The sequence below is a fragment of the Serratia sp. 1D1416 genome (genome assembly GCF_003641105.1).
Lineage (GTDB): Bacteria > Pseudomonadota > Gammaproteobacteria > Enterobacterales > Enterobacteriaceae > Serratia > Serratia ficaria.
In genome coordinates this window covers 194,861-220,376 of sequence record NZ_CP032738.1, presented here as the reverse complement: position 1 = coordinate 220,376, position 25,516 = coordinate 194,861, and the positions used below count along the sequence as shown (strand labels likewise).

Sequence of the window (25,516 nt, the reverse complement as noted above, 5' to 3'; positions counted from 1 at the left end):
ACCTTCTGGCAGGTAGATGTTCAATTATTATGACTAAGCATAGCAAAAGGCATTGTGACGGTGCGGTTAGCGCCGCGGCTTTTACTCCGGCTTACAACTTTCGTCACAAATATCGGCGGCCGGCGCGACGGTTTAGGCGTGGTTTATGTTACTTTATAACAACAACGAGTATCATTCGATGATGAAGTTACGTCGTATTCTGGCCGGCGCCTGTGCCTTGTTCAGCGCCGGCGCTGGCGCTCACCCGCACAGCTTTATTGATATGAACACCACCTTTGTGGCTAAGGATCAACGGCTGGTCGGCATGAAAATGGTTTGGGTAATGGATGAAATCACCTCGGCGGACCTGCTGTACGATGCCGGCAACGCCAAAAGCGATTCGGTGGTGTGGAAAAAGCTGGCGGCAGAAGTGATGGCCAACGTGCTCGGCCAGCACTACTTCACCGACGTTTATCGCGACGGCAAACCGGTGAAATACCTTAATCTGCCGAGCGAGTATCGCCTGTCGCGGCAGGGCAATCAGGCGGTGCTGGAGTTTGTGCTGCCGCTGGCCGAGCCGCAGCCGCTGGCGGGCAAGCCCTTCGAGATAGCCACCTACGATCCCACCTATTTTGTCGACATGACCTATAAAGACCAGGCGGCGCTGCATCTGCCGCCGGAAATGGCGCAGCAGTGCCAGCTCAGCCTGAAGACGCCGAAGCCCGATGCTTCGCTGCAGGCCTATGCGCTGTCGCTCGATAAGAACGACTCGCCCGGCGAAGATATGGCGTTGGGGCAACAGTTCGCGCAACGGGTGACCCTGCAATGTCAATAAATCTCAGCCAACCGGCCGGCCGCAAACGCCACTGGGCTTTCAGCCTGTGGCCGCTGCTGCTGTTCGCGCTGCTGCTGGCGCTGGCGGCTCAGCTGGCCTGGCATTTTTGGCCGCAGCTGCTGATGCAGAGCGTGGTGTGGCAAAAGGGGCTGCACCAGCAGATGGCGGGGCTGCTGCAGCAGGTAAAGGCCGCGCCGCAGCAGGCCGGCCTGGCATTGATGCTGTTCAGCCTGAGCTACGGCGTGTTGCATGCGCTGGGCCCCGGCCACGGCAAGGTGGTGATCGCCACCTATCTGGCTACCCATCCGGCGCGGCTGAAAAGCAGCCTGAAGCTGACCTTCGCCGCGTCGCTGGTGCAGGGGGAGTGGCGATCGCGCTGGTGACGCTGATGCTGGGGGTGTTGCAGCTGTCTTCCCGGCAGCTGCATCAGAGCAGCTTCTGGCTGGAGAAGGGCAGTTTTATCCTGGTGATATTGCTCGGGGCGTTGCTGAGCTGGCGCGCAGTGAAACGCCTGCATGCGGCGGTGAAGGCGATGCGCCCGGCGCCGGCGTTGCGCATCAACAGCCTCAAACCGTTGGCGGCGGATCACGTTCACAGCGCGCACTGCGGCTGCGGGCATCGCCATCTGCCCAACGACAGCGAGCTGCAGGCCGGCGGCGACTGGCGCACCCAGACCGCCATCGTGCTGGCGATGGGCATGCGGCCCTGTTCCGGGGCGATTCTGGTGCTGCTGTTCTCCAAGGTGATCGGCGTATTCGCCTGGGGCGTGATTTCCGCGCTGGCGATGGCGCTCGGCACCTCGCTGACCATTTCCCTGCTGGCGCTGCTGGTGCATTACAGCCGCCGGTTGGCGGTGCGTCTCAGCCGTTCGCGCGCGCCCGCCGCCTGGAGCGCGGTGGCCTGGGGTTCGCTGGCGCTGGCCGGCGGCCTGATACTGCTGTTCGCCGGGCTGTTGTTGTACCTGAGCGCACAGCCGGAATTCGGCGGCGGCATCCGGCCGTTCTCCCGCTAACGGGCATAAAAAAAGCGCTGCAAACGCAGCGCTTCAATAAGCAAAACAGCTTCGGACGTCATAGCCTGAATTAACGCTTCAGCGCTTCGCTCAGTTCTTCACGCATGGTGGACAGCATGGCTTTCACGACGCGCGGGTTGCCGGCGACGATGTTGCCGGAGCTGAAGTGGTTGTGGCCGCCAACGAAGTCGGTCACCAGGCCGCCGGATTCGCGCACCAGCAGTTCGCCCGCGGCGAAGTCCCATGGCTTCAGGCCAATCTCGAAGAAACCGTCCACGCGGCCGGCGGCGACGTAGGCCAGATCCAGCGCGGCGGAGCCGGTGCGGCGGAAGTCCGCGCACTGGGTGAACAGTTTACCGACGACGTTGATGTAAGGGGTAGCGTGCTGTTTGAGCTTGAACGGGAAACCGGTCGCCAGGATGGTGCCATCCAGATCTTTGGCGTTGGTGCCGCGCAGGCGGTAGCCGTTCAGCTGTGCGCCCTGGCCGCGAGTGGCGGTGAACAGTTCGTTGCGCATTGGATCGTAAACCACGGCCACTTCAGTACGGCCTTTGATGCGTACCGCGATGGAAACGGAGAAGTGTGGGAAACGTTTGATAAAGTTTGAGGTGCCATCCAGTGGATCGATCACCCATTGTACATCCTGATCTTCGCCGACCAGCTCACCGCGTTCTTCGGTAATGATAGTGTGTTGCGGATAAGACTTGCGGATCACGTCGATGATCAGATGCTCTGCATCGCGATCGACGTTAGTGACAAAGTCATTGGTCCCTTTCTGGCTCGCTTCGACAGCGTCCGGGGTTTCGTAGTTTTTGGCAATCAGGTTACCGGCCTTGCGCGCAGCGCGCACGGCGATCGTCAGCATCGGATGCATGGGTATCTTCCAACTAGGATGTTAAAGAACAGGAAACGGCGCGGAGTATAGCAGGTGTTCGGCAAATTGCCTACGGCTGTGTTAAGATGCTGTGATTTTCCGCCACGCTCAGAGTTTGTATGCTGCACAATATCCGCATTGTTCTGGTAGAGACCTCCCATACCGGCAACATGGGCTCGACCGCCAGAGCCATGAAAACCATGGGGTTAACCAACCTTTATCTGGTTAACCCGTTGATCAAACCCGATTCTCAGGCGATTGCCCTGGCCGCCGGCGCCAGCGACGTGATCGGCAACGCCACCATCGTCGATACCCTGGATGACGCCATCGCCGGCTGCAGCCTGGTGGTCGGCACCAGCGCGCGTTCGCGCACGCTGCCCTGGCCGATGCTGGAGCCGCGCGAGTGCGGCGTGCGTGCGGTGCACGAAGGCGAGCACGCGCCGGTGGCGCTGGTGTTCGGCCGCGAACGCGTCGGCCTGACCAACGACGAGCTGCAGAAGTGCCACTATCACGTCGCCATTCCGGCCAACCCGGATTACAGCTCGCTGAACCTGGCGATGGCGGTGCAGATCCTGGCGTACGAAGTGCGCGTGGCTTATCTCGATCGCCAGCAGGCGGGCGCGCCGCAGCTGGAAGAAACCCCTTATCCGCTGGTGGACGACCTCGAGCGCTTTTATCAGCACCTGGAGCAGACGCTGCAGCGCACCGGTTTTATTCGCCCGGCGCATCCGGGGCAGGTAATGAGCCGGCTGCGCCGCTTGTTCACCCGCGCGCGGCCGGAAGGGCAGGAGCTGAATATCCTGCGCGGCATGCTGACGTCGATCGAGAAACAGGATAAACATCAAGGTAATTAATTGCCGTGGCGTAACGGCCAACAATAATAGTATTAGTTATCTAAAGGTTATAACATGCATTTTATATGCATTTGCTATGGCTAAGTACAAAACGTGCTAATACTTGAGTAAATTACTAGGTTAAATAGTTGACTGATTTACTCAGGAATGTCAGACTTTCGGCCATGTTTGACCAACAGGTAACCATTGAGCTATGAGACTGACATCCAAAGGCCGTTATGCCGTAACCGCTATGCTTGACGTAGCATTGCACTCCCAGGAAGGGCCCGTACCTCTGGCGGATATTTCCGAACGTCAGGGTATTTCTCTCTCTTATCTGGAACAATTATTCTCCCGTCTGCGCAAGAATGGCCTGGTGGCCAGCGTGCGCGGTCCGGGCGGTGGTTATCTGCTGGGTAAAGACGCGGGTGAGATCGCCGTTGGCGCTGTCATCACTGCCGTCGACGAATCGGTAGATGCAACCCGTTGCCAGGGTAAAGAAGGCTGTCAGGGCGGCGATCGCTGTCTGACCCATACCCTGTGGCGCGATCTGAGCGAGCGCATCAGCGGGTTCCTGAACAACATTACGCTGGCAGAACTGGTCAACAACCAGGAAGTGCTGGTGGTGGCGGATCGTCAAAACAACGATACGCGCCGCACGGCCAACGGCCGTCCGCAAGAAACTATCAACGTTAATCTGCGCGCATAAGCAGCTGGCGGTATTTTTTTTAGTTTTTGGAAGTGATGTACGGAGCATAAGAGCAATGAAATTACCGATTTATCTGGACTACTCAGCGACGACGCCGGTTGACCCGCGCGTTGCTGAGAAGATGATGCAGTGTTTGACCCTGGACGGCACTTTCGGCAACCCGGCTTCCCGTTCCCACCGTTTCGGTTGGCAGGCGGAAGAAGCGGTCGACATCGCCCGTAACCAAATCGCCGAGCTGGTGGGCGCGGATCCGCGCGAAATCGTGTTCACCTCAGGCGCGACCGAATCCGACAACCTGGCGATCAAAGGCGCTGCCAATTTCTATCAGAAAAAAGGCAAGCACGTCATCACCAGCAAAACCGAACACAAAGCCGTGCTGGACACCTGTCGCCAGCTCGAGCGCGAAGGTTTTGAAGTGACCTACCTGGCGCCGCAGAGCAATGGCATCATTGACCTGCAGGCCCTCGAAGCCGCGATGCGCGACGACACCATTCTGGTTTCGATCATGCACGTGAACAACGAAATCGGCGTGGTGCAGGATATCGAAGCGATCGGCGAAATGTGCCGCGCGCGCGGTATCATTTACCACGTTGACGCCACCCAGAGCGTGGGCAAGCTGCCTATCGATCTGAGCAAGCTGAAAGTCGACCTGATGTCGTTCTCCGGCCACAAGATTTACGGCCCGAAAGGCATCGGCGCGCTGTACGTGCGCCGCAAGCCGCGCATCCGCATCGAAGCCCAGATCCACGGCGGCGGCCACGAGCGCGGCATGCGTTCCGGCACCCTGCCGGTGCACCAGATCGTCGGCATGGGCGAAGCCTACCGCATCGCCAAAGAAGAGATGGCGTCGGAAATGGCGCGCCTGCGCACCCTGCGCGATCGTCTGTGGAACGGCGTGAAAGATATGGAAGAAGTGTATCTGAACGGCTCCCTGGAGCATGGCGCTCCGAACATTCTTAACGTCAGCTTCAACTATGTTGAAGGTGAATCGCTGATCATGGCGCTGAAAGACCTGGCCGTGTCCTCCGGCTCCGCCTGTACCTCCGCCAGCCTCGAGCCGTCCTACGTGCTGCGCGCGCTGGGCATGAGTGATGAATTGGCGCACAGCTCGATCCGTTTCTCCCTGGGGCGTTTCACCACGGAAGAAGAGATCGACTACACCATTCAACTGGTGCGCAAGTCCATCGGCCGCCTGCGCGACCTTTCTCCGCTGTGGGAAATGTTCAAGCAGGGCGTGGATATCAACAGCATCGAATGGGCACATCATTAATTCTCAGGATTCAGGAGCAAGGTCATGGCTTACAGCGAAAAAGTAATCGATCATTATGAAAACCCGCGCAACGTGGGTTCTTTCGACAACGAAGATCCCACCGTCGGCAGCGGCATGGTGGGAGCACCGGCCTGTGGCGACGTGATGAAGTTGCAGATCAAGGTCAACAATGAAGGTATCATTGAAGACGCCCGCTTCAAGACTTACGGCTGCGGTTCCGCCATCGCCTCCAGCTCGCTGGTGACCGAATGGATGAAAGGCAAGTCTCTTGATCAGGCCGAAGCGATCAAAAACACCCAGATCGCCGAAGAGCTGGAATTACCGCCGGTTAAAATTCACTGCTCTATCCTGGCCGAAGACGCCATTAAAGCAGCGATCGCCGACTACAAGAGCAAGCATGGCGCCAAGTAGTTTTTCTGAGTCAGTGAACCCGGCCGGCCAGGCTGGGCTTTGATTTGAAGTGTGAGGTTGTGATGTCAATTACCATGAGCGACAGCGCTGCGCAGCGTGTTCAGGCCTTTATGAACAACCGCGGAAAAGGTCTCGGCCTGCGTCTGGGGGTCAGAACCTCCGGCTGCTCCGGGATGGCGTACGTGCTGGAATTTGTTGACGAAATGAACGATGACGACATCGTTTTTGAAGACAAAGGCGTCAGGGTGATCATCGACGGCAAGAGCCTGGTCTACCTTGACGGCACCGAGCTTGATTTCGTTAAGGAAGGCCTGAACGAAGGCTTCAAGTTCAACAACCCGAACGTCTCAAGCGAGTGCGGCTGCGGCGAAAGTTTTAACGTCTGACAGTCCATCGTGCTCCCCCGCGTGCAGCGGGGGAACTTCATCCGCTAACGCCAGAGCACGCTATGGATTACTTTACTTTATTCGGGCTGCCCGTTCGCTATACGCTGGACGGCAGCTTGCTCACATCCCGCTTTCAGGATCTGCAGCGTCAATTCCATCCCGATCGTTTCGCCAATCAGCCGGAGCGCGAACGCCTGATGGCGTTGCAGCAGGCCGCGACCATCAATGAAGCCTACCAGTCGCTGAAGCACCCATTAAAACGCGCGGAGTATATGCTATCTTTGCACGGCTTTGATTTGGGCAACGAGCAGCACACCCTGCGCGATACCGCTTTTCTGATGGAACAGCTGGAGCTGCGCGAGGAGCTCGACGCCATTGAACGTCAGGCGGATGCGGAAAGCCTGCTGGCCGATTTCGGCGCGCGGCTGAGCGGCTCGATCAAACGGCGCAGCGCCCTGATGGTGCAGCAGTTGGACGGCGAACAATGGCCGGACGCCGCCGACACCGTGCGCAAGCTGCGCTTTTTGGACAAACTCCAGCAACAGGTTGAACAACTCGAAGAAAAACTGCTGGGTTTTGAGTAACACATTTCTATTGTGGAAGCTTCAATATGGCCTTATTACAAATTAGTGAGCCTGGCCTCAGCGCCGCGCCGCACCAGCGCCGTTTGGCGGCGGGCATCGATTTAGGCACCACCAATTCGCTGGTCGCCACGGTGCGCAGCGGGCAGGCGGAAACGCTGGCCGACGCACAGGGCCGCCCTCTGCTGCCTTCGGTGGTGCACTATCAGGCCGACGCACAGACGGTCGGCTGGGAGGCGCGCCAACAGGCGGCGCAGGATCCGGCCAACACCGTCAGCTCGGTCAAACGCATGATGGGCCGTTCCCTGGCGGACGTGCAGCAGCGTTACCCGAACCTGCCGTACCAGTTCCAGGCCAGCGACAACGGCTTGCCGATGATCGTCACCGCCGCCGGCCCGGTTAACCCGGTAGGCGTATCCGCCGATATTCTCCGGACCTTGTCCGCCCGCGCTCAGGCGGCGCTGGAAGGGGAGCTGGACGGCGTGGTGATCACCGTTCCCGCTTATTTTGACGACGCGCAGCGCCAGGGCACCAAGGACGCCGCGCGTCTGGCCGGCCTGCACGTGCTGCGTCTGCTGAACGAACCGACCGCCGCGGCGATCGCCTACGGCCTGGACTCCGGTCAGGAAGGGGTGATCGCGGTCTATGATCTGGGCGGCGGCACCTTCGATATTTCCATTCTGCGCCTCAGCCGCGGGGTGTTTGAAGTCTTGGCCACCGGCGGGGATTCCGCGCTGGGCGGCGACGATTTCGACCACCTGTTGGCCGATTGGCTGCGCGAGCAGGCCGGCGTGGCCGACCGCAGCGATCACGGCGTGCAGCGCCAACTGCTGGACGCCGCCATCGCCGCCAAAATCGCGCTGAGCGATACCGACAGCGTGCGCGTCGAGATTGCCGGTTGGCAGGGCGAAGTGACCCGTGCCCAGTTCGACGCGTTGATCGCCCCGCTGGTGAAACGCACGCTGATGGCCTGCCGCCGCGCGCTGAAAGACGCCGGCGTCGGCGCCGAAGAGGTGCTGGAAGCGGTGATGGTCGGCGGTTCCACCCGTGTGCCGCTGGTGCGTGAGCAGGTGGGCGCCTTCTTTGGCCGCACCCCGCTGACCTCTATAGATCCGGATAAAGTCGTCGCCATCGGCGCGGCGATCCAGGCCGACATTCTGGTGGGCAACAAGCCGGACAGCGACATGCTGCTGCTGGACGTGATCCCGCTGTCGCTGGGGCTGGAAACCATGGGCGGCCTGGTCGAGAAGGTGATCCCGCGCAACACCACCATCCCGGTGGCGCGCGCGCAGGAGTTCACCACCTTCAAAGACGGTCAGAGCGCGATGATGATCCACGTGCTGCAGGGTGAACGCGAACTGGTGCAGGACTGCCGCTCGCTGGCGCGCTTCACGCTGCGCGGGCTGCCGCCGCTGCCGGCCGGAGGGGCGCATATCCGCGTCACCTTCCAGGTGGACGCCGACGGCTTGCTGAGCGTCACGGCGATGGAGAAATCCACCGGCGTCGAAGCCTCGATTCAGGTCAAGCCGTCGTACGGCCTGTCCGACAACGAGATTGCCGGCATGATCAAGGATTCGATGGCCAACGCCCAGAGCGACGTCGGCGCGCGCAAGTTGGCGGAACAACGGGTGGAAGCCTCGCGGGTGCTGGAAAGCCTGCAGGGCGCGCTGGCCGGCGACGCCGCGCTGCTGAGCGAAGCGGAAAGCCAGGCGATCGCCGCCGCGTCGCAGGCGCTGCAGCAGGCGGTGCAGGGCGACTCCCCCGCCGCCATCGAAGACGCAATCAAAACATTAGATGCACAAACGCAAGATTTTGCCGCGCGCCGCATGGATGCTTCCATCCGCCGCGCGCTGGCTGGCCATTCTGTGGATGAGGTTTAACCATGCCTAAAATTGTTTTCCTGCCCCATCAAGATTTATGCCCGGAGGGGGCGGTACTGGAAGCCGAACAAGGGGAATCTATCCTCAACGTTGCGCTGCGCAACGGCATTGAAATCGAGCACGCCTGCGAGAAATCCTGCGCCTGCACCACCTGTCACTGCATCGTGCGTGAAGGCTTCGATTCTCTGGAAGAGAGCAGCGAGCTGGAAGACGACATGCTGGACAAGGCCTGGGGCCTGGAGCCGGAAAGCCGCCTGAGCTGTCAGGCGCTGGTCGCCGACGAAGATTTGGTGGTTGAAATGCCGCGTTATACCGTCAACCACGCGCGTGAGCATTAATTGTTAGCCGCGGCGCCAATCAGGAGATCATAATGGGACTGAAGTGGACCGACAGCCGTGAAATCGGCGAAGCCCTGTACGACCAATACCCGGACACCGATCCGAAAACCGTGCGTTTTACCGACATGCACCGGTGGATTTGCGATCTCGAAGAGTTCGACGACGATCCTCAGGCTTCCAACGAAAAAATACTGGAAGCGATCCTGCTGGTCTGGTTAGATGAAGCGGAGTAAATAGCGTAACGGGCTGCCATCGGCGGCCCGTTTATTTTGTATCCGACAAGATTAATAAAAGAATAATCCGGAGTAAGAAGGCTATGACAACAGAATTCATGCAGGTCAGGCTGTCGCAACAGCCTGCCGACGCTCGCTGGGGCGAGAAAGCGCTGCTGAGCACCGACGCGGAAGGGATGACTATTCATCTGATCGGCAACGACAAGCTGGGCGCGGTTCAGCGCGCCGGGCGCAAAATCGACGGTCAGGGCATCAAAAACGTGCAGCTGACCGGCGAAGGTTGGGATCTGGAAAACAGCTGGGCGTTCTGGCAGGGTTACCGCGGGCCGAAGGGCCAACGCAAGGTCGAATGGGCGGAGCTGCCGGCAGCCGAGCGCAAAGAGCTGGATCAGCGCCTGAAGATTATTGACTGGGTGCGCGACACCATCAATATGCCGGCGGAAGAGCTGGGCCCGGAACAGCTGGCGACCCGCGCCGTCGACCTGATGTGCGACGTCGGCTGCGATGCCGTCAGCTATCGCATCACCAAGGGCGAAGATCTGCGCGAGCAGAACTATGCCGGCATCCACACCGTCGGCCGCGGCTCAGACCGTTCGCCGGTGCTGCTGGCGCTGGATTTCAACCCGACCGGCAATCCGGATGCCCCGGTCTTCGCCTGCCTGGTGGGCAAGGGCATCACCTTCGACACCGGCGGCTACAGCCTGAAACAGAGCGCCTTTATGGACTCGATGAAGGCCGACATGGGCGGCGCGGCCACCATCACCGGCGCGCTGGCGCTGGCGGCGGCGCGCGGCCTGCAGCAGCGGGTGAAGCTGTACCTGTGCTGCGCTGACAACATGGTCAGCGGCAACGCCTTCAAGCTGGGCGATATCATTCGCTACCGCAACGGCAAAACCGTCGAGGTGATGAACACCGATGCGGAAGGGCGCCTGGTATTGGCCGACGGCCTGATCGACGCATCCGAGCAGAATCCGCAGCTGATTATCGACTGCGCCACCCTGACCGGCGCGGCGAAGACTGCGGTAGGCAACGACTATCACGCGCTGTTCAGCTTCGACGACGCGCTGGCGCAGGCGCTGCTGAGCAGTGCGGCGGCGGAGCAGGAGCCGTTCTGGCGCCTGCCGCTGGCCGAGTTCCACCGCAGCCAGCTGCCGTCCAACTTCGCCGAGCTGAACAACGTGGCAGGCCCGGCTTACACCGCCGGCGCCAGCACCGCGGCCGCCTTCCTGTCGCACTTTGTGAAGAACTACCAAAAAGGCTGGCTGCACATCGACTGTTCCGCCACCTACCGCAAAGGCGCGGTGGATCAGTGGTCCGCCGGGGCGACCGGCCTGGGCGTGCGCGCCCTGGCGAATCTGCTGCTGAGCAAGGCCAAATAATTGAACGCCCGTTATCGCGGGCGCTAGAATAGGCGTTATCGTCGGGGCCCAGCATGCTGGGCCCCGTTATTTGATCCCTGGAGTTTGCCATGAGTTCCCATCATCAGGATGCCGCCCCCGGCGAGAACGAACTTGAACGCCTGCTGAAGCTGGCGGTAACGGAGCCGGCCCACCGCCCGGCGTTCTTCCGCGAGCTGCTGGAGGCCACGGTATTGATCCTCGGCGACAGCGAACAGGTGCCGCAGGACGGAGACGTCATCCTGAACGCCGATACCCCCATCAATATCCAGCACTGGGAAAAGCAGGACGGCGGCAGCATCATTCCGTTCTTCTCCTCGCTGGAAGCGCTGCAGAAAGCCGTTGAGGACGAACAGCCGTTCATCGCGCTGCCGGCGCGGGTGCTGTTTGAAATCACCCAGGGCGCCGATCTGTTCCTCAACCCGAAGGCGGAGTACGGCAAGGAGTTTTACCCGGAAGAGGTGGCGATGCTGTTGGCCACCGGCGGCGTCGCCAAGCCGGTGGAGCACTATGTCGACAAGGACACGCAGATCCTGCTCGGCCAGCCCGAAGAATACCCTGCGGCGATGGTGGACGCGCTGACCACGCTGTTCAGCCAGCGCAAGCCGGTGCGCCGCGCCTTTCTGGCGCTGATGCACGATCGGGCGGTGGACGAGAAGCCCAATCTGCTGGTCGGCCTGGAGGTGGATGGCGAGCCGGCGGAGATCGACGCCTTGATCAACGAAGCCGGCGGCGTGGCCAGCGAAACGGCGCCCAACGACGAACCGGTGGATTTCTGCCTGGTGTCGGAAAAAGAGCGCGGGGTCAGCCACTATCTGATCACCCATACCCAGCCGTTCTATCAGCGCCGCTGGGGCAGCTGGCTGCGCAACATCATTCCGTCGACCGACAAAACCCAGTAACCCTTGCCGGCGGCGTCGATGATGCCCCATGAAGATCATATTTTTTTAATGAAATGTTGATTTTCCCGTAGGCAAGCGTTAACGGCGCACATATAATCTGCGCCACTTGAGAAGGCCGGCTTTGTTGCAGACCGGCCTGTTTTGGAAGCTATACAGAGGCCATCATGACCGTAGAACGTACCTTTTCCATCATTAAACCAAACGCCGTAGCCAACAACGACATCGGCGCAATCTATGCGCGTTTCGAGCGTGCAGGCTTCAAAATCATCGCATCCAAAATGCTGCGTCTGACCCGCGAACAGGCTGAAGGCTTCTACGCCGAGCACAAAGGTCGCCCATTCTTCGACGGCCTGGTTGAGTTCATGACCTCCGGCCCGATCGTGGTACAGGTTCTGGAAGCGGAAAACGCGGTACAGCGCAACCGTGACATCATGGGCGCAACCAACCCTGACAACGCACTGGCCGGCACCCTGCGCGCCGACTACGCGGACAGCTTCACCGCTAACGCCGTTCACGGTTCCGACGCGGTAGAATCCGCACAGCGCGAAATCGCATACTTCTTCAACGAAAGCGAAATCTGCCCACGTTGATGCTCGGCGTTTCCTGGCAGGAAGCGCGCATTCACCGGCTGAAACAATAAAAATGCCCTGAATGCCTTTCAGACATGGAAACCCGCTACTAAAATTTGTACAATGCCGCGCCCCTGATGAGACGACTCGTCAGGGGCGCGTTTTTAGTGCCGTCCCCGGGGTACCCGGTTTGCACCGCACAACTTACTTTCCATTCTTTAGCGCCATAACGTGTAACAACGAGGCCAGAGATCATTATGTTAGAACCCATCACGTCCGAGCACACCGTGTCTGAAAATAATTCGCTGTCTACTCAATCCGTTAACGCGGAACAACCGGCCGCCGCCAAAATTAACCTGCTGGATCTGAACCGGCAGCAAATGCGCGAATTCTTCGCCAAAATGGGCGAGAAGCCGTTCCGCGCTGATCAGGTGATGAAGTGGATGTACCACTACTGCTGCGACGATTTCGAGCAGATGACCGATATCAACAAGGTCCTGCGTCAAAAATTGCAGCGCGTCGCCGAGATCCGCGCACCGGAAGTGGCCGAAGAACAGCGTTCAGCCGATGGCACCATCAAATGGGCGATCAAAGTGGGCGATCAGCAGGTCGAAACCGTGTATATCCCGGACGGCGACCGCGCTACCCTGTGCGTTTCCTCGCAGGTAGGCTGCGCGCTGGAGTGCAAATTCTGTTCGACCGCGCAGCAGGGCTTTAACCGCAACCTGCGCGTGTCGGAGATCATCGGCCAGGTGTGGCGCGCGGCGAAAATCATCGGCGCGCTGAAAGTCGCCGGCGAACGCCCGATCACCAACGTGGTGATGATGGGCATGGGCGAGCCGCTGCTCAACCTGAACAACGTGGTGCCGGCGATGGAGATCATGCTGGACGACTTCGGCTTCGGCCTGTCCAAACGCCGCGTGACCCTGTCTACCTCCGGCGTGGTGCCGGCGCTGGACAAGCTGGGCGACATGATCGACGTGGCGCTGGCGATCTCGCTGCACGCGCCCAACGATCAGATCCGCGACGAGATCGTGCCGATCAACCGCAAGTACAACATCGAGACCTTCCTGGCCGCGGTGCGCCGCTACCTGGAGAAATCCAACGCCAACCAGGGGCGGGTCACCGTCGAGTACGTGATGCTGGATCACATCAACGACAGCACCGACGACGCGCATCAGCTGGCGGAAGTGCTGAAGGATACGCCGTGCAAGATCAACCTGATCCCATGGAACCCCTTCCCGGGCGCCCCTTACGGCCGCAGCTCCAACAGCCGGGTGGATCGTTTCTCCAAAGTGTTGATGGAATACGGCTTTACGACTATTGTTCGTAAAACCCGCGGTGACGACATCGACGCCGCCTGCGGGCAACTGGCGGGTGAGGTGATCGACCGTACCAAGCGTACCCTGAAAAAGAAAATGGCCGGGGAACCTATCAACGTGCGGGCGGTCTGAATCCTATAGCATTGTTTTTGTTATCTAACAGCCTGTTATGCGAAAAATCACCGCGGCAGGCGAACCGATAACCGCCGATAAGGAAATAAATGCGGGCATGAAGCTGAAACTGTGGGGAGTGTTGCTGGCGGCCGGTTTACTGGCAGGCTGTTCCGGTTCCTCGCCGGAAAAGGACGCGCAGTCTGGCGAAGCGGGCCAGACGCGGCTGCGGCTGGGTCTGGAATATCTGCAGCAGGGCGATATGAACGCCGCGCGGCAGAATCTGGAAAAGGCGCTGGACGCGGCCCCGCAGGATTACCGCAGCCAATTGGGCATGGCGCTCTACGAGCAGCGGATTGGCGAGAACGCCGCTGCCGAACAGCGCTATCGGCAGGCGCTCAAACTTGCGCCGGGCAATGGCACCGTATTGAATAATTACGGTGCGTTTCTTTGCAGTTTAGGGCAGTATGTACCGGCACAACAGCAGTTTAGCGCCGCGGCGCTGGCGCCCGATTACGGTCAGGTCGCCGATAGCCTGGAAAACGCAGGTTACTGTTTTCTCAAGGCCGGACAGAATGACGAAGCGCGCACCTTGTTGACCCGCGCGCTGAAGGTCGATCCGGACAAAGGCACTCCACTGTTGGTGGAGGCAGAAAAGCAATTTGGAGAAGGGAAGCGCATACAGTCGCAACTTTTATTGGATAGTTATCAACATGTTCTGCCGGCCAGCGCCAGCAGCTTATGGTTACAGATTCGTTTCGCCGCGTTAGCCGGGCGTCAGGATAGCGTTCAACGCTATGGCAAGCAGCTAGCGCGAAGTTTTCCACAATCCAAACAGTACCAGCAGTTCTTAGCTAATGAATACTGAAGCCTCCCAAGATAAAACCGAATCGATGACGACGGGCCAACGCCTGCGTCAGGCCCGTGAGCAACTCGGGCTGAGCCAACAGGCGGTAGCAGAGCGCCTGTGCCTCAAAATGTCTACCGTGCGCGACATCGAAGAAGACAGCATTTCCGCCGATCTCGCTTCGACGTTTGTGCGCGGTTATATCCGTTCTTACGCCAAGCTGGTGCATTTGCCGGAAGACGAACTGCTGCCGATCCTGGCCAAGCAGGCTCCGCTGAAAATGGCGAAGGTTGCGCCGATGCAGAGCTTCTCTCTGGGCAAACGCCGCAAAAAACGCGATGGCTGGCTGATGAGCTTCACCTGGCTGATCGTGTTCGTGGTGATCGGCCTGACCGGCGCCTGGTGGTGGCAAAACCACAAGGCGCAGCAGGATGAGATCGCCACCATGGCCGATCAGTCTTCCGCCCAGCTTTCACAAAACAACGAAGGTCAACAGGTTCCGTTGACCGACGGCAACGCCGACGGCGGCACCAGCGTGCCATTGACGGACAACGCCACCACGCCGGTTGATACCGGCGCTGCGCCACAGGCGCCGGCGGCGATCGCTCAGGCGCCTGCCGCCGAAGCGCAGCAGCCCGCCGTGGTGTCGCCAAGCCAGACGACGTTGCCGGAAACGGCGCCGGCGGCACCGTCCGCCCAGGCCCCGTTGCCGACCGCAGACGCGGGCGTGGCGGCGGCCGCAGCCGATCCTAACGCGCTGGTGATGGACTTCTCGGCCGATTGCTGGCTGCAGGTGACCGACGCCAACGGCAAAACCTTGTTCAGCGGCACCCAGAAAAGCGGCGGCAAGCTGAACCTGGCCGGCACCGCGCCGTATAAACTGACCATCGGCGCCCCGGCCGCAGTGCAGATTCAATATCAAGGTAAGCCGGTTGATTTAAGCCGGTTCGTTAAGTCAAACCGTGTTGCTCGCCTGACCGTTGCCGCGCAGTAATTGCGCGGCAGTGGCCGTGATGTCAGAGCAACAATGGAGAGTAAGTAATGCATAACCAAGCGCCCATCAACCGTCGAAAATCAACGCGAATTTACGTCGGCAAGGTGCCTATTGGTGATGGCGCGCCGATTGCCGTACAGTCGATGACCAACACCCGTACCACCGATGTTGAAGCAACGGTTAATCAGATCAAAGCGCTGGAGCGCGTCGGCGTCGATATCGTCCGCGTTTCGGTTCCCACCATGGATGCCGCCGAGGCGTTCAAGCTGATCAAGCAGCAGGTCAACGTGCCGCTGGTCGCCGATATTCATTTCGATTATCGCATCGCGCTGCAGGTCGCCGAATACGGCGTGGATTGCCTGCGCATCAACCCGGGCAACATCGGCAACGAATCGCGCATCCGCTCGGTGGTGGATTGCGCGCGCGACAAGAACATCCCGATCCGCATCGGCGTCAACGGCGGCTCGCTGGAGAAGGACCTGCAGGAAAAGTACGGCGAACCTACGCCGGAAGCGCTGCTCGAGTCCGCCATGCGCCACGTGGATATCCTGGATCGCCTCAACTTTGACCAGTTCAAGGTCAGCGTCAAGGCTTCCGACGTGTTCCTGGCGGTGCAGTCTTACCGCCTGCTGGCGTCGCGCATCGATCAGCCGCTGCACCTCGGCATTACCGAAGCCGGCGGCGCGCGCAGCGGCTCGGTGAAATCGGCTATCGGCCTGGGGCTGCTGCTGTCGGAAGGCATCGGCGATACCCTGCGCATCTCGTTGGCGGCCGATCCGGTGGAAGAAGTGAAGGTCGGTTTCGACATTCTGAAATCGCTGCGCATTCGCGCGCGCGGCATCAACTTCATCGCTTGCCCGACCTGTTCGCGCCAGGAGTTTGACGTGATCGGCACGGTGAACGCGCTGGAGCAGCGTCTGGAAGACATCATCACGCCGATGGACGTATCGATCATCGGCTGCGTGGTCAACGGGCCGGGCGAAGCGCTGGTGTCGACCATGGGCGTCACCGGCGGCCACAACAAGAGCGGCTTCTACGAAGACGGCGTGCGCCAGAAAGAACGTTTCGACAACGAGCAGATGATTGACCAGCTGGAGGCGAAGATCCGCGCCAAGGCTTCGATGATGGATGAAGCCAATCGCATCTCGGTCAACCTGCTGGAAAAATAAGCATCATATCGATATGGCGGGCTGTTTGGCCCGCTGGTTTATGAACCCGCGGGGCAGAAAACCGCATCCGCGTTGAATACGGGGCGGCAAAGTCCCTATAATCGGGTTCATTTTTATAGACAACGGACAGAGAACTCACGTGGCAAAGAACATTCAAGCCATTCGCGGCATGAACGACTACCTGCCGGAAGACACGGCATTATGGCAGCGTATTGAAGGCACCCTCAAGCAGGTGCTTGGCGGCTACGGTTACAGCGAAATCCGGTTGCCGATTGTAGAGCAGACCCCGTTATTCAAACGCGCGATCGGCGAAGTGACCGACGTCGTAGAAAAAGAGATGTATACCTTCGAAGACCGCAACGGCGAAAGCCTGACGCTGCGTCCGGAAGGCACGGCTGGCTGCGTTCGCGCCGGCATCGAACATGGTCTGCTGTACAATCAGGAACAGCGTCTGTGGTACATCGGCCCGATGTTCCGCTATGAGCGTCCGCAAAAAGGCCGCTACCGCCAGTTCAATCAGCTGGGTGTGGAAGTGTTCGGCCTGCAAGGCCCGGACATCGACGCCGAACTGATCCTGCTGACCGCCCGCTGGTGGCGCGCGCTGGGCATCGCCGAGCACGTCAGGCTGGAGCTGAATTCCATCGGCTCGCTGGAGGCCCGCGCCAACTACCGCGATGCGCTGGTGGCCTTCCTCGAGCAGCACGTCGAGGCGCTGGACGAAGACTGCAAACGCCGCATGTACAGCAACCCGCTGCGGGTGCTGGACTCGAAAAACCCGGAGGTGCAGACGCTGTTGAACGACGCGCCGCGCCTGTCCGAGTACCTGGATGAAGAATCCCGCGCTCACTTCGCCGGTCTGTGTGAACTTTTGGCGCAGGCAGGTATCCCATATACCATCAATGAACGCCTGGTGCGCGGTCTGGACTACTACAACCGCACGGTATTCGAGTGGGTGACCACCAGCCTGGGAGCGCAGGGCACGGTGTGCGCGGGCGGCCGTTACGACGGTTTGGTCGAGCAGCTGGGCGGGCGCGCGACGCCTGCCGTAGGCTTTGCGATGGGGTTGGAGCGTCTGGTACTGTTGGTTCAGGCGGTCAACCCGGCGTTCAAGGCGCCGTCCACCATTGATGTATACGTAATTTCTTCCGGCGCCGGCGCTCAGAGCGCGGCGATGCAGCTGGCGGAGCAGGTGCGTGACGCCGCGCCGCAGCTGAAACTGATGACCAACTACGGTGGCGGCAACTTCAAGAAGCAGATCACCCGGGCAGACAAATGGGGCGCGCGCGTCGCATTGATTCTGGGCGAAAACGAAGTTGCGGCACAACAGGTGGTGGTGAAAGACCTGCGCAGTGGTGAACAAGAAACGCTGGCGCAAAGCGAAGTCGCTGAGCGTCTGGCTATGATGTTAGGTTAAGGAGAAGGACACCGTGGAAGTCTATACCACTGAAAACGAACAAGTCGACGCCGTGCGTCGGTTCTTTGCCGAAAACGGCAAAGCGCTGGCGGTGGGCGTGGTGCTCGGAATTGGTGCCCTGGTCGGCTGGCGCTTTTGGCAGAGCAACCAAAACTCCAACATGATGGCAGCGTCGCAATCCTACCAGGAGGCCAGCGATCGCCTGGCGGCCGGTAAGCCGGACGACGTGGCCGCCGCCGAGAAATTCATCCAGGCCAACAGCAACAGCTACGGCGTATTGGCCGCATTGCAGCTGGCCAGGCATTTTGTCGAGCAGAACGATTTCGCCAAGGCGGAACAGCAGTTGGCGCTGGCGCAGGGCCAGACCAAAGACGATAACCTGTTGTCGATGATCAACCTGCGTCTGGCGCGCGTCCAGCTGCAGGAGAAAAAGCTGGATGAAGCGCTGAAAACGCTGGATGGCGTGAAAGGCGAAGGCTGGACGGCGATGACGCAGGATGTGCGCGGCGACGTGTTGCTGGCCAAGGGCGACGCCAAGGGCGCGCGCGAAGCTTACAGCAAAGGCATTGAATCCAACGCTTCTCAGGCGCTGCAGGTACTGCTGCGCATGAAATTGAATAACTTGTCCAGCTAAGGGGAATTCCCATGCAATTGCGTAAAACACTCTTGGTCGGACTGGTTTCCGTTGCCTTGCTGAGTGGTTGCTCGCTGTTTAACAGTGAAGAAGACGTGGTTACCATGTCGCCGCTGCCGAAAGTTGAAAATCAGTTTACGCCGAACAAGGCGTGGAGCACCTCGGTCGGCGACGGCATCGGTGAGTTCTATTCTCACCTGCGCCCGGCCTTCCAGGACAGCACCATTTACGCCGCGGACCGTCACGGCATCGTGAAGGCGCTGGACGCCGACAGCGGCAACGAGAAGTGGAAGGTCGATCTCTCCGAGAAGACCGGCTTCTTCTCCAGCAACCTGCCGGCGCTGCTGTCGGGCGGCATAACGGTTTCAGGCGATAAAGCCTATGTCGGCAGCGAGAAAGCGGTGGTTTACGCGCTGAATACCGCTGACGGCACCGTAGCCTGGCAGACCAAAGTGGCCGGCGAAGCGATTTCTCGCCCGGTGATCAGCGACGGCATGGTGCTGATCCACACCTCCAACGGCCTGCTGCAGGCATTGAACGAGTCTGACGGCGCGGTGAAGTGGACGGTTAACCTGGACATGCCATCGCTGTCGTTGCGCGGCGAGTCCGCGCCGTCCGTCGCCTTCGGCGCAGCCATCGTCGGCGGCGACAACGGCCGCGTCAGCGCCGTGCTGTTGCAGCAGGGCCAGCTGATTTGGCAGCAGCGCATTTCCCAGCCGAGCGGCGCGACCGAGATCGACCGCCTGAACGATGTGGACACCACGCCGGTAATCGTTGAAGGCATCGTCTACGCATTGGGTTACAATGGCAACCTGACGGCGCTGGATCTGCGTTCCGGCCAGATCATCTGGAAACGCGAACTGGGCTCGGTGAACGACTTTATCGTCGACGCGGGCCGCATTTACCTGATCGACCAGAATGACCGGGTGGTGGCGTTGAGCACCGAAGGCGGCGTGACCGTGTGGACGCAGAGCGATCTGCTGCACCGCAACCTGACGCCGCCGGTGATGTATAATGGTTATCTGGTGACCGGCGACGCCGAAGGCTACCTGCACTGGATCAACACCACGGACGGCCGTTTTGTCGCCCAGCAGGAAGTGGACAGCTCCGGCTTCCTGTCTGCGCCGATGGTGGCTGGCGATAAGCTGGTCATCCAGGCCCGCGGCGGGAAAGTTTACGCTTTCACCCGCTAACGCCGGTCGTCGCAACCTTTTCGCTACCCGACAGGCTGCGCGCCGCTGCGGCGCGAAAGATGAAGGGGAAAACGGCTCCTGAGGGTTCAGGGGCCGTTTCGTATTTTATAAGCTGCATTGCCGGTGTCTATCCGGATTGCAGTAACGCATTGATTATTAAGTAATGAGGCTTCAACAATGATACCTGTCGTCGCGCTGGTCGGGCGCCCGAATGTGGGTAAGTCCACCTTGTTTAACCGTTTGACACAGACGCGCGATGCGCTGGTGGCGGATTTCCCCGGGCTAACGCGAGACCGCAAGTATGGTCGTGCTGAAGTTGAGGGCAATGAATTTATCATCGTCGATACCGGCGGTATTGACGGCACCGAAGACGGCGTTGAAACGCGCATGGCCGGCCAATCGCTGTTGGCGATTGAAGAGGCCGATATCGTGCTGTTCATGGTCGACGCCCGCGCCGGCCTGATGCCGGCCGATCAGGGTATCGCCCAGCATCTGCGCAACCGCCAGAAGGCGACCTTCCTGGTGGCCAACAAGACCGACGGCATGGATCCGGACATGGCCACCGCCGATTTCTACTCGCTGGGCCTGGGCGACGTTTATGCCATCGCCGCTTCGCACGGCCGCGGCGTCACTCAGCTGATCGAGCACGTGCTGGTGCCGTTCGTTCCGGCTAAAGAGGAAGAAGCCGAGCTGACCGAAGAAGAGGCCAACGCCGCCTATTGGGCCGAGCAGGAAGGCGAAAACCTCGAAGAGTTTGCAGAGCCGGAAGACGACTTCAACCCGCAGGATCTGCCGATCAAGCTGGCGATCGTCGGCCGCCCGAACGTAGGCAAGTCTACCCTCACTAACCGCATCCTCGGCGAGGAGCGCGTAGTGGTGTACGACATGCCGGGCACCACGCGCGACAGCATTTATATTCCGATGGTGCGCGACGAGCGCGAATACGTGCTGATCGACACCGCCGGGGTGCGCAAACGCGGCAAGGTAACGGAAACCGTAGAGAAATTCTCGGTAATCAAAACCCTGCAGGCGATCGAAGACGCCAACGTGGTGCTGCTGGTGATCGACGCGCGCGAAGGCATTTCCGATCAGGACCTGTCGCTGCTCGGCTTTATCCTCAATAGCGGGCGCTCGCTGGTGATTGCGGTCAACAAGTGGGACGGCATGAGCGAAGAAGATCGCGAACACGTGAAAGAGATGCTCGATCTGCGCCTGGGCTTTGTCGATTTCGCCCGCGTGCACTTCATCTCCGCGCTGCACGGCAGCGGCGTCGGCAACCTGTTCGAATCGGTGCAGGAAGCCTACGAGTGCGCGACCCGCCGCGTGAACACCTCGATGCTGACCAAAATCATGCAGATGGCCACCGACGACCATCAGCCGCCGTTGGTGCGCGGCCGCCGCGTGAAGCTGAAATATGCCCACGCCGGCGGGTACAATCCGCCGATCGTGGTGATCCACGGCAACCAGGTGAGCGATCTGGCCGACTCGTACAAGCGTTACCTGATGAACTACTTCCGCCGCTCGCTGAAGGTGATGGGGACGCCGATCCGCATCCAGTTCAAAGAGGGCGACAACCCGTTCGCCGGCAAGCGCAACCTGCTGACGCCAAACCAGATGCGTAAGCGCAAGCGCTTGATGAGCCACCTGAAGAAAAGCAAATAAATCGATAAAAAGGGGTGTGGCAGTGATGCCGCACCCTTTTTTATTGTTTATTATCTGAAGATTACCGCCGCCAGCCTGAAGGAACCTCATGTCCTGGGAAACCTGGAGTTTTGCATTCAACGTCACCGTACCCAATCTGTTAATGATGTTGCTGGGCATCCTGCTGCGCCACTGGCGCCTGATGGACGATCGCTTTATCGACGGCGCCACCAAGCTGGTGTTCAATCTGGCGCTGCCCTGTCTGCTGTTTTTCAGCATCGCCACCAACCATCCGCAGCTGCTGGGCAACCTGTCGCTGGTGATCTTCGGGGCGATAGGCACCCTCGCGACCTTCCTGCTGCTGGAAGTGGCCGCTGTGTGGCTGGTTAAGGAACCGCGCGAGCGGGGCGTGTTCGTGCAGGGCGGCTTCCGCGCCAATACCGCCATCGTCGGCCTGGCCTACGCCATGACCGCCTACGGCAGCGAAGGGGTGGCGCTCGGCTCGCTGTACCTGACGGTGACGGTGATCTTGTTCAACGTACTGTCGGTGATCACCCTGACGCGCAGCCTGCAGGGTGGGAAGGGCAAACGAATCAGCCGCTTGTCGCTGTTGCGCAGCATCGTCACCAACCCGCTGATCATCGGCCTGCTGTGCGGGCTGGCCTATGCGCAGACCGGCCTGGGCATTCCTCAGGTGGTCCGGCAAACCGGCGGCTATATCTCCGCGCTGTCGCTGCCGCTGGCGCTGCTGTGCACCGGCGCCAGCCTGGATCTGCGCGCCATGTTCCGCTCCTCCAACGTGGCGGCGCTGTCGTCGTCGGCCAAGCTGTTTATCGTGCCGATATTGATGACGCTCGGCGGTTGGCTGTGCGGTTTTCACGGCGCGGCGCTGGGGATCATCTTTCTGTTTTCCGCCACGCCGACCGCCTCGGGCAGCTACGTGATGACGCGCGCCATGGGCGGCAACGCCACGCTGGCGGCCAATATTATCGCCATCACCACCGTCGGTTCGTTCTTTACCACCGCGCTGGGGATATATTTTTTGCGCTCGTGGGGCCTCATCTAAAGTCTGTACACCAGGCTATTTTACTTGCCACTTTGGGATTGGGCAGTGCTCGAACTCCTCACGTACTCTGTGTACGCTGCGGGTTCTGCGCGCTGTCCGCACCCAAATTGGCCGCGACAATAACGCCTGCTGAGCAGGCTTTGGGAGTCAGTATGGAAGCGCACTGTCCGCAATGCGAACAAACGATGGAGTGGGTGAATGGTCACTATCATTGCGCCGCGTGCAACGCAGATTATCAGCAGCTGGCCCACTGCCCGGACTGTGGGCAGCCGCTGCAGGAACTGAAGGCCTGCGGCGCGGTGGATTACCTGTGCCAGAGCGGCCACGGGCTGGTATCCAAAAAGCGCGTGCTATTCAGTTATCAGCCGTTGTAAGCGTTCACTCATCAACCTGACCGGTTTTCCACAGGTCCACCAGCGCCTGCGGCGCGCGGGTCTCCGGGATCAGCAGCACGATTTCGCTGCACAGGTTTTGGCTGGCGTAATTGATTTGCACGCGAAAATAGCGTTGGTCGCCACAGCCGGGGGAGTCTGGCTGGCCCGCTTCCCGCGCATAGGGCAGCGTTTGGTTCAGCAGCTGGTTCAGGCGCTGCCGCTGCGCCGGCGTAATATCGGCCAGCGCGATGCGCCGCAGGCCCGCCAGCTTGGGAATAAAGGCAAAGCCGCCCTCGCGCGCCAGTTCAATGACCGTATCCTGATTGAGCGGCGGCAGCGGTTGCATCATTCCACCCCCACCTGACGCCAGGCCTGCTGCACCTTATCGGCTATCGTCTTATCGAAACGCCGCTGCGCATGCTTCACCGTACTGCGGGCGAAGGTGGCGAAGTCGGCGTCCTGCGGCAGCGCCTTGTCGCACAGCGTGTCGTACCAAACGTAGCCGGCTTTTTCCCAGGCGAAGCCGCCCAGCGCGGTGGCCGCCAGATAAAAGGCGCGGTTGGGAATGCCGGAGTTGAGGTGCACGCCGCCGTTGTCTTCCTTGGTCTGCACGTAGCCCTGCATGTCGGCCGGCTGCGGGTCCTTGCCCAGCAGCGGGTCGTCGTAGGCGGTGCCGGGCGCCGACATCGAACGCAGCCCTTGCCCGTTGATGCCCTTGGCCAGCAGGCCGGCGCCGATCAGCCAGTCGGCCTGGCCGGCGGTTTGCCGCAGATGGAATTGCTTGACCAGCGAGCCGAACACGTCGGACAGCGATTCATTCAGCGCGCCGGCCTGCTGGTAGTAAATCAGCCCGGCTTCGCTTTCGGTCACGCCGTGCGCCAGCTCGTGGCCGACCACATCGATGGCGATGGTAAAGCGGTTGAAGATTTCACCGTCGCCGTCGCCGAACACCATCTGCTGGCCATTCCAGAAGGCGTTCTGGTATTCCTTGCCGTAGTGCACGCTGCCGGTCAGCGGCAGGCCCCGGTTATCCAGCGAATTGCGCTGGAATGCCTGCCAGAAGAAATCGTAGGTGACGCCGAGGTAGTCGTAGGCTTCGTCCACCGCCACGTCGCGGTTGCTGGGCTGGCCCTCTTTGCGCACCTGCTTGCCGGGCAGCTGGGTGCCGTTTTGCGCGTCGTAGATATCGCGGAGCGCCTCCCCGGCGCGGGCGGTCCCGGCGCCGGGGGTGCGCAGCGGCGGGTTGCCGAGCAGGCTCTGGACATGATTCAGGGTGTGCAGGGCGCAATCGCGCTGCGGTGCGCTGCCGTGCTCAACGATGCGTCGCAGCATGTAAGGGGAATGACGGAACGCGCGCTCAGGGTCGGCATAGTGGCTCTCCTTAGGCAAAAAATTTACCCTCATCGAATGAATGCACTGTGCCTAAGTGTAGCCTACTCGTCATACAGCCGATGATCGTGGGTGCTGACCGCCGGCGACGTGCGGTTGGCGCTGACGCGCCTGACCGACGCGCGCACCGCCAGCCGGCCATGCAGCAGCAGATTGCACGGCGGCGCATCGGCGCGCAGCATGCGCCGCTGCAGCAGCAGGATCGCCTCGTAGCCCAGTTCGTCGCGCGGCACCTGCACCGAGGTCAGCGGCACATCGTGAATCTCCGCCAGGTTGAAGCCGTCGGTGCTCATCACCGAAACGTCGCCCGGCACGCTCAGCCGCAGCTTATTGAGCGCCTTGACCGCCCCCACCGCCATGTAATCGCCGCCCGCCAGCACCGCCGTCGGCAGCGGCGCATGCGCGCCAATGGCGTTGATGTAGGTGGTCAGCGCCTGCTCGGCCTCTTCGCTGCCGAAGCCGGAGGTGGCTACCAGGTGGCGGCCGTCGTCGAAGGGAATATGATGCCGGGCGTAGGCCTGCCTGATGCCCGCCAGCCGCAGCTCCATGGTGTGCCGCCGCAGGCACTGCAGGTGGAGAATATGGCTGTGGCCCTGTTGGAATAAATAATTGGCCGAGTACTCGCCGATCAGCTGATGATCGGGCGACACGCTGTCGAGCCGCATCTGCCGGTCGCTGCAGTTAATCAGCACGCAGGGCTTGTGCAGATCGGCGGCCAGGGTGTGGATGTGCTCGTCGTCGATGCCGATAATCAGCGCCGCTTCGGTCTGCGGATCGCTCATTTTTTCCAGAAACAGCGCGCCGTCGCTGTGTTCCTCCTCCAGCCCGCAGTAGCGAATGCGCACCTCATGCTGCGCCAGCGCGGCGGTGATGCCCTGGATCACCTTGTAATAGAAAATATCGGTGCGCACGTCGAAGGCCCGCTGCGGCGCGAACACCATCACGTTGTTCAGCATCAGCCGGCCGCTGGAAATCCCCTGCAGAATGCCGTTTTGCTGCGCGCAGGCCAGCACCTTTTGCCGGGCTTCGGCGCTGGTGTTGGCTTTACCCGCCAGCACGCGGGAAACGGTGCTGATCGACAGCCCGGTTTGCCGGGCGATTTCCCGTATTTTCAGCTTTCCGTTCATTCTGTGATCTCCTTCAAAGTTGGCCG

The 25,516-nt window shown here is 60.5% G+C and carries 26 protein-coding genes and 2 pseudogenes; 24 read left to right on the top strand and 4 right to left on the bottom strand.

The features are described 5' to 3' along the window. Positions 1 to 178: 178 nt before the first annotated feature. Positions 179 to 814, top strand: a complete 636-nt coding sequence (locus D7I37_RS01120) for a DUF1007 family protein (protein ID WP_370671111.1) — start codon at positions 179 to 181, stop codon at positions 812 to 814. Next, positions 805 to 1,826 (top strand): annotated as a pseudogene (locus D7I37_RS01115) (nickel/cobalt transporter). The gene D7I37_RS01120 and the pseudogene D7I37_RS01115 overlap by 10 nt, the downstream one beginning before the upstream one ends. Before the next feature lie 70 nt (positions 1,827 to 1,896). Here the strand turns inward: D7I37_RS01115 and suhB are convergent. Then, entirely contained in the window at positions 1,897 to 2,700 is an 804-nt protein-coding gene (gene suhB, locus D7I37_RS01110) for an inositol-1-monophosphatase (RefSeq protein ID WP_061796468.1), read from the bottom strand. A gap of 119 nt (positions 2,701 to 2,819) precedes the next feature. Between suhB and trmJ the strand changes: the two genes are divergently transcribed. From trmJ to D7I37_RS01000, 22 genes are all read left to right on the top strand, one after another. Continuing rightward, positions 2,820 to 3,554, top strand: coding sequence for a tRNA (cytosine(32)/uridine(32)-2'-O)-methyltransferase TrmJ (trmJ, locus tag D7I37_RS01105; RefSeq protein ID WP_061796470.1), 735 nt, complete (start codon positions 2,820 to 2,822; stop codon positions 3,552 to 3,554). 193 nt (positions 3,555 to 3,747) lie between these two features. Beyond that, positions 3,748 to 4,242 carry a Fe-S cluster assembly transcriptional regulator IscR gene (gene iscR, locus D7I37_RS01100; protein ID WP_020828166.1) on the top strand — a complete coding sequence of 165 codons (495 nt, stop codon included), beginning with the start codon at positions 3,748 to 3,750 and terminating at the stop codon, positions 4,240 to 4,242. A 55-nt stretch (positions 4,243 to 4,297) separates the two neighbouring features. Then, entirely contained in the window at positions 4,298 to 5,512 is a 1,215-nt protein-coding gene (gene iscS / locus D7I37_RS01095) for a cysteine desulfurase (protein WP_061796472.1), read from the top strand. A 24-nt stretch (positions 5,513 to 5,536) separates the two neighbouring features. After that, positions 5,537 to 5,923, top strand: a complete 387-nt coding sequence (gene iscU / locus D7I37_RS01090; RefSeq protein ID WP_061796473.1) for a Fe-S cluster assembly scaffold IscU — start codon at positions 5,537 to 5,539, stop codon at positions 5,921 to 5,923. 62 nt (positions 5,924 to 5,985) lie between these two features. Beyond that, entirely contained in the window at positions 5,986 to 6,309 is a 324-nt protein-coding gene (iscA, locus tag D7I37_RS01085) for an iron-sulfur cluster assembly protein IscA (RefSeq protein ID WP_061796474.1), read from the top strand. A 62-nt stretch (positions 6,310 to 6,371) separates the two neighbouring features. Then, on the top strand, positions 6,372 to 6,893 hold the full coding sequence (gene hscB, locus D7I37_RS01080) for a co-chaperone HscB (RefSeq protein ID WP_061796475.1): 522 nt from the start codon (positions 6,372 to 6,374) through the stop codon (positions 6,891 to 6,893). Positions 6,894 to 6,919: 26 nt separating this feature from the next. After that, complete coding sequence (gene hscA / locus D7I37_RS01075) at positions 6,920 to 8,770, top strand: Fe-S protein assembly chaperone HscA (protein ID WP_129543177.1); 1,851 nt, start codon at positions 6,920 to 6,922, stop codon at positions 8,768 to 8,770. 2 nt (positions 8,771 to 8,772) lie between these two features. After that, entirely contained in the window at positions 8,773 to 9,108 is a 336-nt protein-coding gene (fdx, locus tag D7I37_RS01070; protein ID WP_004952086.1) for an ISC system 2Fe-2S type ferredoxin, read from the top strand. 32 nt (positions 9,109 to 9,140) lie between these two features. Next, on the top strand, positions 9,141 to 9,341 hold the full coding sequence (gene iscX, locus D7I37_RS01065; RefSeq protein ID WP_061796479.1) for a Fe-S cluster assembly protein IscX: 201 nt from the start codon (positions 9,141 to 9,143) through the stop codon (positions 9,339 to 9,341). Between the two features lie 83 nt (positions 9,342 to 9,424). Next, the gene (gene pepB, locus D7I37_RS01060) at positions 9,425 to 10,720 is read left to right on the top strand and encodes an aminopeptidase PepB (protein ID WP_061796480.1); all 1,296 of its coding nucleotides are present in this window, start codon (positions 9,425 to 9,427) and stop codon (positions 10,718 to 10,720) included. An 89-nt stretch (positions 10,721 to 10,809) separates the two neighbouring features. After that, positions 10,810 to 11,640 (top strand): enhanced serine sensitivity protein SseB, encoded by an 831-nt coding sequence (gene sseB / locus D7I37_RS01055; RefSeq protein ID WP_061796481.1) that lies wholly within the window; start codon positions 10,810 to 10,812, stop codon positions 11,638 to 11,640. 164 nt (positions 11,641 to 11,804) lie between these two features. Further along, positions 11,805 to 12,230 (top strand): nucleoside-diphosphate kinase, encoded by a 426-nt coding sequence (gene ndk / locus D7I37_RS01050; RefSeq protein WP_004952077.1) that lies wholly within the window; start codon positions 11,805 to 11,807, stop codon positions 12,228 to 12,230. A 236-nt stretch (positions 12,231 to 12,466) separates the two neighbouring features. Next, on the top strand, positions 12,467 to 13,663 hold the full coding sequence (locus tag D7I37_RS01045; RefSeq protein WP_061796483.1) for a bifunctional tRNA (adenosine(37)-C2)-methyltransferase TrmG/ribosomal RNA large subunit methyltransferase RlmN: 1,197 nt from the start codon (positions 12,467 to 12,469) through the stop codon (positions 13,661 to 13,663). Positions 13,664 to 13,760: 97 nt separating this feature from the next. Continuing rightward, positions 13,761 to 14,510 (top strand): type IV pilus biogenesis/stability protein PilW, encoded by a 750-nt coding sequence (gene pilW, locus D7I37_RS01040; RefSeq protein ID WP_061796522.1) that lies wholly within the window; start codon positions 13,761 to 13,763, stop codon positions 14,508 to 14,510. Then, positions 14,500 to 15,483: a cytoskeleton protein RodZ gene (gene rodZ, locus D7I37_RS01035; protein WP_095098834.1), complete on the top strand. Its 984-nt coding sequence runs from the start codon at positions 14,500 to 14,502 to the stop codon at positions 15,481 to 15,483. The genes pilW and rodZ overlap by 11 nt, the downstream gene beginning before the upstream one ends. Positions 15,484 to 15,530: 47 nt before the next feature. Then, the gene (ispG, locus tag D7I37_RS01030; protein ID WP_061796486.1) at positions 15,531 to 16,652 is read left to right on the top strand and encodes a flavodoxin-dependent (E)-4-hydroxy-3-methylbut-2-enyl-diphosphate synthase; all 1,122 of its coding nucleotides are present in this window, start codon (positions 15,531 to 15,533) and stop codon (positions 16,650 to 16,652) included. Between the two features lie 139 nt (positions 16,653 to 16,791). After that, positions 16,792 to 18,066, top strand: a complete 1,275-nt coding sequence (gene hisS, locus D7I37_RS01025) for a histidine--tRNA ligase (RefSeq protein ID WP_061796487.1) — start codon at positions 16,792 to 16,794, stop codon at positions 18,064 to 18,066. A gap of 13 nt (positions 18,067 to 18,079) precedes the next feature. Then, the gene (locus tag D7I37_RS01020; RefSeq protein ID WP_095098831.1) at positions 18,080 to 18,700 is read left to right on the top strand and encodes a YfgM family protein; all 621 of its coding nucleotides are present in this window, start codon (positions 18,080 to 18,082) and stop codon (positions 18,698 to 18,700) included. A gap of 11 nt (positions 18,701 to 18,711) precedes the next feature. Next, positions 18,712 to 19,893 (top strand): outer membrane protein assembly factor BamB, encoded by a 1,182-nt coding sequence (gene bamB, locus D7I37_RS01015; RefSeq protein WP_061796489.1) that lies wholly within the window; start codon positions 18,712 to 18,714, stop codon positions 19,891 to 19,893. Between the two features lie 177 nt (positions 19,894 to 20,070). Further along, positions 20,071 to 21,555 (top strand): ribosome biogenesis GTPase Der, encoded by a 1,485-nt coding sequence (gene der, locus D7I37_RS01010; protein ID WP_129543176.1) that lies wholly within the window; start codon positions 20,071 to 20,073, stop codon positions 21,553 to 21,555. Positions 21,556 to 21,643: 88 nt separating this feature from the next. Then, positions 21,644 to 22,600, top strand: a complete 957-nt coding sequence (locus tag D7I37_RS01005; protein WP_061796492.1) for an AEC family transporter — start codon at positions 21,644 to 21,646, stop codon at positions 22,598 to 22,600. Between the two features lie 152 nt (positions 22,601 to 22,752). Beyond that, positions 22,753 to 22,974: a zinc ribbon domain-containing protein gene (locus tag D7I37_RS01000; RefSeq protein WP_095098825.1), complete on the top strand. Its 222-nt coding sequence runs from the start codon at positions 22,753 to 22,755 to the stop codon at positions 22,972 to 22,974. Positions 22,975 to 22,978: 4 nt separating this feature from the next. Here the strand turns inward: D7I37_RS01000 and D7I37_RS00995 are convergent, their stop codons facing one another. The 3 genes and pseudogenes from D7I37_RS00995 to D7I37_RS00985 form a co-directional block, all read right to left on the bottom strand. Then, entirely contained in the window at positions 22,979 to 23,320 is a 342-nt protein-coding gene (locus D7I37_RS00995) for a protealysin inhibitor emfourin (protein WP_061796523.1), read from the bottom strand. Next, a pseudogene (locus D7I37_RS00990) lies at positions 23,320 to 24,344 on the bottom strand (M4 family metallopeptidase). The gene D7I37_RS00995 and the pseudogene D7I37_RS00990 overlap by 1 nt, the downstream one beginning before the upstream one ends. Before the next feature lie 63 nt (positions 24,345 to 24,407). Next, a complete protein-coding gene (locus D7I37_RS00985; protein WP_129543175.1) occupies positions 24,408 to 25,490 on the bottom strand; it encodes a LacI family DNA-binding transcriptional regulator in 1,083 nt (360 codons plus the stop codon). Between the last annotated feature and the right edge of the window lie 26 nt (positions 25,491 to 25,516).